Annotated in this window: 9 protein-coding genes; 3 read left to right on the top strand and 6 right to left on the bottom strand. The window is 72.9% G+C overall.

The window, feature by feature from the left end; translation table 11 throughout:
- Positions 1-1,101, bottom strand: a 1,101-nt coding sequence (locus JNW98_RS31970) for an FAD-dependent monooxygenase (RefSeq protein ID WP_223771802.1), incomplete at its 3' end; no start/stop codon positions are given.
- Between the two features lie 389 nt (positions 1,102-1,490).
- On the opposite strand from JNW98_RS31970, the gene JNW98_RS31965 reads away from it, so the two are divergent.
- Positions 1,491-1,739 carry a DUF397 domain-containing protein gene (locus tag JNW98_RS31965; RefSeq protein ID WP_223771801.1) on the top strand — a complete coding sequence of 83 codons (249 nt, stop codon included), beginning with the start codon at positions 1,491-1,493 and terminating at the stop codon, positions 1,737-1,739.
- A gap of 255 nt (positions 1,740-1,994) precedes the next feature.
- On the opposite strand, the gene JNW98_RS31960 is transcribed toward JNW98_RS31965, so the two are convergent.
- Positions 1,995-2,693 carry an NAD(P)H-dependent oxidoreductase gene (locus tag JNW98_RS31960; RefSeq protein WP_223771800.1) on the bottom strand — a complete coding sequence of 233 codons (699 nt, stop codon included), beginning with the start codon at positions 2,691-2,693 and terminating at the stop codon, positions 1,995-1,997.
- A 67-nt stretch (positions 2,694-2,760) separates the two neighbouring features.
- Positions 2,761-3,093, bottom strand: coding sequence for an ArsR/SmtB family transcription factor (locus tag JNW98_RS31955; protein ID WP_372459371.1), 333 nt, complete (start codon positions 3,091-3,093; stop codon positions 2,761-2,763).
- A gap of 140 nt (positions 3,094-3,233) precedes the next feature.
- Between JNW98_RS31955 and JNW98_RS31950 the strand changes: the two genes are divergently transcribed.
- The gene (locus tag JNW98_RS31950; protein WP_372459370.1) at positions 3,234-3,683 is read left to right on the top strand and encodes an alpha/beta fold hydrolase; all 450 of its coding nucleotides are present in this window, start codon (positions 3,234-3,236) and stop codon (positions 3,681-3,683) included.
- Complete coding sequence (locus JNW98_RS36750) at positions 3,676-4,230, top strand: TetR/AcrR family transcriptional regulator (RefSeq protein ID WP_223771799.1); 555 nt, start codon at positions 3,676-3,678, stop codon at positions 4,228-4,230. Before JNW98_RS31950 ends, JNW98_RS36750 begins: the two co-directional genes overlap by 8 nt.
- On the opposite strand, the gene meaB is transcribed toward JNW98_RS36750, so the two are convergent.
- The 3 genes from meaB to JNW98_RS31930 all read right to left on the bottom strand — a co-directional run.
- Positions 4,205-5,230 (bottom strand): methylmalonyl Co-A mutase-associated GTPase MeaB, encoded by a 1,026-nt coding sequence (meaB, locus tag JNW98_RS31940; protein WP_223771798.1) that lies wholly within the window; start codon positions 5,228-5,230, stop codon positions 4,205-4,207. The two genes, JNW98_RS36750 and meaB, sit on opposite strands and share 26 nt — an antisense overlap.
- Before the next feature lie 16 nt (positions 5,231-5,246).
- On the bottom strand, positions 5,247-7,439 hold the full coding sequence (gene scpA, locus JNW98_RS31935; RefSeq protein WP_223771797.1) for a methylmalonyl-CoA mutase: 2,193 nt from the start codon (positions 7,437-7,439) through the stop codon (positions 5,247-5,249).
- On the bottom strand, positions 7,439-7,840 hold a 402-nt coding region (locus JNW98_RS31930), incomplete at its 5' end, for a cobalamin B12-binding domain-containing protein (protein WP_372459369.1). The genes scpA and JNW98_RS31930, both read right to left, overlap by 1 nt.

Raw genomic sequence — 7,840 nt, 5'->3', positions numbered from 1 at the left:
GAGGTCGCGCAGGGCGGCCGCGCCGGGGCTGGTGCCCAGCAGGGTGATCTGCGCGCGGGTGTTGGCCACGACCCGGGCGCCCACCGGGTGCCGTTCGGCGTGGTAGCTGTCCAGCAGGCCCTCGGGCGCCCAGCCGGCGACCTCGGCGGCCAGCTTCCAGCCGAGGTTGAACGCGTCTTGCACACCGAGGTTGAGGCCCTGGCCGCCGGTCGGCGGGTGGATGTGGGCGGCGTCGCCGGCCAGCAGCACCCGGCCGGCGCGGTAGCGCTCGGCCTGCCGGGTGGCGTCGCCGAAGCGGGAGAGCCAGCGCGGCGAGTGCACACCGAAGTCGGTGCCCGCCACCTCCCGCAGCCGCTCCTTGAACTCGTCCAGGGTCGGCGGCTTGATCCGGTCCTCCGACACGCTCGCGGCGGGCACGATGACGCGGAACGTCCCGTCCCCGTTGGGGACCGTCCCGAACCGCAGCTGCGTCTTCTGGACCTCCGCGACGACGGCGGCGACCTTCTCCGGGTCGTCGGCGATCTCCATGTCGCCCAGCAGCGTCTCGACCGTCGCGGGCTCGCCCGGGAAGCCGATGCCGGCCAGCTTGCGCACGGTGCTGCGGCCGCCGTCGCAGCCGACGAGGTAGCGGGAGCGCAGCCGCGTGCCTCCCCCGCCGGCTACGCCCTCATTGGCGGGGGTGCCCCCACTGGCCAGTTCGACGGTCACCCCGTCCTCGTCCTGCTCGAGACCGACGACCTCGGAGCCGCGCCGGATCTCGGTGCCGAGCTCCCGCGCGTGCTCCTCCAGCAGCCGCTCGGTGACCGGCTGCAGGGTCGAGAGGCCGTACGGGTGGCCCGTGTCCAGCCCCTTCGGCCAGGGCTTGGCGATGCCACCGAAGAGGCCGCCGACCTGGAACTTCTCGCTGACCGCGAGGAACCGGTCGAGCAGGCCGCGCTGGTCCATCAGCTCGACGCTGCGGGTGTGCAGGCCGCGCCCGCGGGACTCCTTGGTCGGCTCGGCCAGCCGCTCCAGCACGACCACACCCACGCCGTGCAGCCGCAGTTCGGCGGCCAGCATCAGCCCGGTCGGCCCGCCACCGACCACGATTACGTCGAACATCCCCACGCCCATTTCCTCGTCTGCCGTACACCCGGCCGCGACGCGCCCCGGCGGCCCCGGCCGCGGAACGGCGTGCTCGCCGTTTCCGCAGCTCAGTGGCTTAGATCGCAGATTCTGCGGCATGACCGGGGCCTTGCCGCAAGGCCCCCTGTGGGCTATAAATTAAGAGTGGCGAGGAGCGCGGATCTCCTCGTCTTTCTCTTTCCCACCCCGGGTCTTTCTCTTTCCCACCCCGGCCCAACGGGCGCCCCGGCCCAACCACCGTCCCGTTGACGGCGGCCCCGGCAAGCGCGCGGCCTACACAGGGGACGCCTTCTCGGGGAGGCTGACGGAAGGGTCGCCGGACGACCCGGCGGACCCGATCAGGCCCGTAGGGGAGGAGAGTCGCCGTGACCCGCACGCCCCCACCCGCACGCGACGCCGCCGCCTGGCGCAAGTCCAGCCACAGCGATCCCGTCGGGGCCGCGTGCGTCGAGGCGTCCGACCGCTTCGCCGACAGAGTGCTCATACGGGACAGCAAGAATCCCGGCCGAGCGATTCTCATCTTCCCCCTCGCTTCGTGGCACGCCTTCACCACCGCCCTGTCCCGGCCGGAACGCCTCCGCGACAGGGTCTTCCCCAGGGGCGACGGCGACTGACGCGTTCGACCCGGTGGGCCCGGCCGCGCTCTCGCCGTCTCACCGTGGAGGCGCGTGGACGAACTGCGGCAACGGGCGGGTAGCCGTGGAAGCCCACCAGGACACTGGTGGCGCAGTACGCGCCGGTCGACCGGATGGCCACCCGGTCACCGGCGGCCAGGCTATCGCGGAAGCCGTCCGCCCGGTCGGCCCCGCTCGGTACCTCCGGGCCGGTCGGGACGTGGGCCCGGCCCGCGTGTCCGACACGCGACGGGCTCAGACCGCCGCCGCCCGGGCCTCCGCCGTGTCCCGGCGGCCGTCGCCGAGCGCCGCGAAAGCCTCCCGGACCGCTTCCAGCGCGGCCAGGCGGTCGGCGTCCGTCGCGTGGGCCGGCCCGTAGGTGACGACGGGCGGGAGCGCCTCGTAGCCGACGAACTCCAGCATGCCGCGGCGGATGTGGTACAGGAAGTCGTCCATCGCCCCGAACGAGCCGCCCCGGTCGAAGGACTCCGCGGAGCCTCCGGTCGTCACGAGGACGACGGCCCGCTTGCCGTGCAGCGCGCCCCGGTCGAAGACGCCGTGGTCGCCGCCGAAGACCGCGCCCATGGCGAAGACGCGGTCGACCCAGCCCTTGAGGATCGCCGGCACCGAGAACCACCACAGCGGAAACGACAGCACCAGCAGGTCGGCGTCGAGCACCGCGTCCAGGTGGGCGCGCACCTCGACGGGCAGGGTGCCTTCCCTGACGGCCTTCCGCTGCTCGGCCTGCGGCTTGAAGTGCCCTTCCACAGGCCCGAATTCATGCCGGTCGAGGACCGGCGCCCACCCGTCGGCATAGAGGTCCACGATCCGCACGGAGTGGCCGGAGCGCCGCAACTCCTCGGCGGCGACCCGCATCTGGGCCGTACTGAAGGAGTCCGGCTCGGGGTGGGCGTGCACGATCAGGGCGGACTTGGTCGATGTCGTCGCATCCATGCCACGATCGTATCGCAATATTCCGATGTGTCGATGCGGTAGTCGCGACGCGGCGTCCTTCGAAAGGTCAGAGATGGTCACCGATCGCGTCCGACAGCCGCCGCAGCCGCCCCTCGTCCCGCCGGTAGTGCGTCCACTTGCCCACCCGCGTGGAACGGACCAACCCCGCCCGCTCCAGGGCCGCCATGTACGAGGAGACGGTCGACTGCGCGAGCCCGCTCTTGGCCTGGATGTGGCTGACGCACACGCCGACGGTCCGGCGGTCCGCGATCGGCTCGTACTCCGCGAACTCCCGCTCCGGCTCCCTGAGCCACCGCATGATCTGCAGCCGCACCGGATTGGCCAGCGCCTTGAACGCCTCCACCATCTCCTCGGCCCGCACCGCCGCCTCGTCACCCACCGGCGCCCCGCCTTCCTTCGGATTCCACTCGTTTCGGGACACCACGGTATCCGGGCGCCCCCGCCGCTCCGGCCGGCGCTTGCCGATCACGGCTAATACCATTAGCTTTGCGGCTAACGACATAAACCACCGGGGGAACCGTGACCGATTCCATGACCGAGTACCTGACCCTGCGCGGCAAGCGGATCGCCTACGACGCCACCGGCGACGGACCGCTCGTCGTCCTCGCGCACGGGATGGGGGACAACCGGGACGGTGTCGAGCCCGCCCGCCTCGCCGCCCTGGAGGCGGACCTGCGCCGGCCCGGCCGGATGGCCGTGGTGGCGCGGATGGGCATGTCGGCGCCCACCGACGCCGGAGCCCGGCTCGCCGACGTCCGCTGCCCGGTCCTGATCGTCCAGGGCACCCTGGACCCCGACTGGCCCGACCCCCGGGCCGAAGGCGAGGGCATCGTCGCCGAACTCCCCGCCGACATCGGCCGGTTGGAGTTGATCGAGGGCGCCGGGCACTATCCGCACGTCGAGTGCCCCGACCGCGTCACCGCCGCCGTGCTCGCCTTCCTCGGCCTCGGGGAGGGCGTCCGTGCCTAGGGCCGCCCTCTCCCCCGACGCCGTCGTCGACATCGCCCTCGCGCTCGTCGACGAGGGCTCCCCCACCGCCCTGACGCTGTCCGCCGTGGCGGGCCGGGCGGGGGTCGCCACCCCTTCGCTCTACAAGCACGTCCGCAACCTGGCCGAGCTGCGCGACCTGATGTCGGCCCGGATCCTGGACGACCTCACGGACGAGGTCGGCGCGGCCGTGCTCGGCCGCTCGGCGGACGAGGCGATCCGCGCGCTGATGCTCGCCTGGCGCGACTGGGCGCTGCGCCACCCGCACCGGTACGCGGTGCTCGTCCAGCGCCCGGAGCCCCGGACGGCCGAGGCCGGGGAGCGCCTGCTCGGCATCGTCTTCGCCGCGCTCCGCGCCTACGGCCTTGAGGAGTCGGCGGCCGTCCACGCGACCCGCTGCCTGCGCGCCGCGCTCCACGGCTTCGCCGTACTGGAGGCCGAGGGCGCCTTCGGCCTCCCCGAGCGGCTGGAGGAGAGCTTCGACCTGCTGATCCACATGGTGATCAGCGGCCTGCGGACTCCTCGGTGACACCGGGGCCGCCGGCGTCCGAGCGAAACGCCCCCAGGATCCGCTGTGCCGCCAGCGTCGCCGTCAACGTGCCGTCGCGCAGGCCCCGTTCGACGTCCGGAGTCACCGCGCGCACCCCCGCGTGCGCGTGCAGCTCGCCGAGGAGCTGGTCGCGGACCATGCCCCACGCCCACTCCACCTGCTGCTCGCTGCGCCGCCGGGCCAGTTCGCCCGTCGCCTCCAGGACGCGGCGGTGCTGCTCCAGGCGGTCCCACAGTACGTCCAGGCCGGTGTTCTCGCGGGCGCTGCACGTGAGGACGGGCGGGTTCCAGGCGGCGTCGGGGGAGCGCAACAGCCGCAGGGCACCGGCGAGTTCGCGGGCGGCGGACTTCGCGTCGCGTTCGTGCGGGCCGTCGGCCTTGTTGACGGCGACGAGGTCGGCGAGTTCGAGGACGCCCTTCTTGATGCCCTGGAGCTGGTCGCCGGTGCGGGCGAGGGTGAGCATCAGGAAGGTGTCGACCATGCCGGCGACGGCGGTCTCGGACTGGCCGACGCCGACGGTCTCCACGAGCACCACGTCGTAACCGGCCGCCTCCATCACCACGATCGTCTCGCGCGTCGCCTTGGCCACACCGCCGAGCGTCCCCGCCGTCGGGGACGGCCGGACGAACGCGGCCGGGTCGACGGCCAGCCGCTCCATGCGCGTCTTGTCGCCGAGGATGCTGCCGCCCGTGCGCGTCGAGGACGGGTCGACGGCGAGCACGGCGACCCGGTGGCCCAACCCCGTGAGCATCGTGCCGAGGGCGTCGATGAACGTCGACTTGCCGACCCCGGGCACGCCCGTGACGCCGATCCGCCGCGCCGCGCCCGCGTGCGGCAGCAACTGCACCAGCATCCGCTGGGCGAGTTCCCGGTGGTCGGCGCGGGTGGACTCGACGAGGGTGACGGCGCGGGCGATGGCCGCCCGCTTCCCGTCCAGGACGCCCTTGACGACCGCGTCCAGGTCGATCGCGCGCGCCATCAGCCGGCCGCCCGGCTCACAGCTCGTGGCCGAGGGCCCCGGCGAGGGTCCCCAGCAGGTCGTAGGCGGCGTCGGGGATGACCGTGCCGGGCGGGAAGACGGCGGTCGCGCCCATCTCCAGCAGCGTCGGCACGTCCTGCGGGGGAATCACCCCGCCGACGACGACCATGATGTCCTCGCGCCCCTCCTCGGCCAGGCACTCGCGCAGGGCGGGCACCAGCGTCAGGTGCCCCGCGGCCAGCGAGGAGACGCCGACGACGTGCACGTCGGCCTCGACAGCCTGCCGGGCGACCTCCGCCGGGGTCTGGAAGAGCGGGCCGACGTCCACGTCGAAGCCCAGGTCGGCGAAGGCGGTCGCGATCACCTTCTGGCCGCGGTCGTGCCCGTCCTGGCCCATCTTGGCGACCAGGATGCGGGGCCGGCGGCCCTCCTCCCGCTCGAACGCCTCGACGAGCGCGCGGGTGCGCTCCACGCCGGACGACGGTCCGGCCTCCTGCCTGTACACACCGGAGATGGTACGGATGCGGCCGGCGTGACGCCCGTACACCTTCTCCAGGGCGTCGGAGATCTCGCCGACGGTGGCCTTGGCGCGGGCCGCGTCCACGGCGAGCTCCAGCAGGTTGCCGTCGCCGCCGGCGGCCCGGGTGAGCGCGTCCAGCGCGTCCTGACAGGCGCGTTCGTCCCGCTCCTCGCGCAGCCGCCGCAGCTTCTCGATCTGCTGGGCGCGGACGGAGGAGTTGTCGACCTTGAGGACCTCGATCTGCTCGTCGCTGTCCACGCGGTACTTGTTGACGCCGATGACCGGCTGCCGGCCGGAGTCGATGCGGGCCTGGGTGCGGGCCGCCGCCTCCTCGACGCGCAGCTTGGGGATGCCGGCGTCGATGGCCTGGGCCATGCCGCCGGCCGCCTCGACCTCCTGGATGTGCTGCCAGGCCCGGCGCGCGAGGTCGTGCGTCAGCCGCTCGACGTACGCGCTGCCGCCCCACGGGTCGATCACCCGGCAGGTGCCGGACTCCTGTTGCAGGAGAAGCTGAGTGTTGCGGGCGATGCGCGCGGAGAAGTCCGTCGGCAGGGCGAGGGCCTCGTCCAGGGCGTTGGTGTGCAGCGACTGCGTGTGGCCCTGGGTGGCGGCCATCGCCTCGACGCAGGTGCGCGTGACGTTGTTGAAGACGTCCTGCGCGGTCAGCGACCAGCCGGAGGTCTGCGAATGGGTGCGCAGTGAGAGGGACTTGGGGCTCTTGGGGTCGAACTGCTTCACCAGCCGCGCCCAGAGCAGCCGGGCCGCCCGCATCTTGGCGATCTCCATGAAGAAGTTCATGCCGATCGCCCAGAAGAACGAGAGCCGGGGCGCGAACGCGTCCACGTCCAGCCCCGCGCCCATCCCGGCCCGCAGGTACTCGACGCCGTCGGCGAGGGTGTACGCGAGCTCCAGGTCGGCCGTCGCGCCCGCTTCCTGGATGTGGTAGCCGGAGATGGAGATGGAGTTGTACCGCGGCATCCGCTGCGAGGTGTACGCGAAGATGTCGGAGATGATCCGCATCGACGGCTTCGGCGGATAGATGTAGGTGTTGCGGACCATGAACTCCTTGAGGATGTCGTTCTGGATGGTCCCGGCCAGCTTCTCGGGCGGTACGCCCTGCTCCTCCGCGGCGACGATGTAGAGCGCGAGGACGGGCAGCACGGCGCCGTTCATCGTCATCGACACGCTCATCTTGTCCAGCGGGATGCCGTCGAACAGCTGCCGCATGTCGTAGATCGAGTCGATGGCGACGCCCGCCATGCCGACGTCACCGGTGACGCGCGGGTGGTCGCTGTCGTAACCGCGGTGCGTCGGCAGGTCGAAGGCGACGGACAGTCCCTTCTGGCCGGCCGCGAGGTTGCGGCGGTAGAAGGCGTTGGACTCCTCGGCGGTGGAGAAGCCGGCGTACTGCCGGATGGTCCACGGCTGGTTGACGTACATCGTCGGGTACGGGCCGCGCAGGTAGGGCGCGATGCCCGGGTACGTCCCGAGGAAGTCCAGCCCCTGGAGGTCCTCGGCGGTGTAGAGGGGCTTGACGCCGATGCCCTCCGGGGTCTCCCACAGCAGGTCGTCGGCGCTGCGGCCGGTGCTCTCCTTCAGGGCCGCCCGCCACTGTCCGGCGTCGGCGGGGGTCTGCGCCCCCGGTCCGTCCGGTGCGAGGTCGATGCGGGAGAAGTCGGGGATGCTCATCACGCCACTCCGAGGTGGTCGAGGACGGAGGAGAGGAGGGCGACCGCGTCGCCGCCGGCGGAGACGTAGGTGTCGACGCCCGCGCGCTGCCAGTCGTCGCGCCGGTCGCCCGGGCGGCCCGCGAGGAACACCCGGGTCGCGCCCGCCGACTTGAGGGCGCGGGCGACGTCCTCGGCCTGCTCGGCGTAGAGCGCGTCGGAGGAGCAGAGGCAGGCGACGGTGGCGCCGCTGCGGCGGAACGCGTCGGCGGCGGTGTCCGCGTCGACGGTGACGGGGTCGTGGACGGGCTCGACGCCGCCCGCCTGGAAGAGGTTGGCCGCGAAGCCGGCCCGCGCGGTGTGCGCGGCGGCCGGGCCGAGGGCCGCGAGGAAGACGCGCGGCCGGGCGCCGGTGGCGGCGGC

The sequence above is a fragment of the Streptomyces huiliensis genome (assembly GCF_020037025.1).
In the GTDB taxonomy this organism is placed as follows: domain Bacteria; phylum Actinomycetota; class Actinomycetes; order Streptomycetales; family Streptomycetaceae; genus Streptomyces; species Streptomyces huiliensis.
Note: the sequence above shows the minus strand (reverse complement) of the source record. Positions and strands in the feature narration are given on the sequence as shown.

Bases quoted from the DNA above. Each gene is read 5' to 3' on its own strand.
- JNW98_RS31960 (WP_223771800.1), bottom strand. From the start codon at position 2,693: ATGGATGCGACGACATCGACCAAGTCCGCCCTGATCGTGCACGCCCAC.
- meaB (WP_223771798.1), bottom strand. From the start codon at position 5,230: ATGGCGCGCGCGATCGACCTGGACGCGGTCGTCAAGGGCGTCCTGGAC.
- scpA (WP_223771797.1), bottom strand. From the start codon at position 7,439: ATGAGCATCCCCGACTTCTCCCGCATCGACCTCGCACCGGACGGACCG.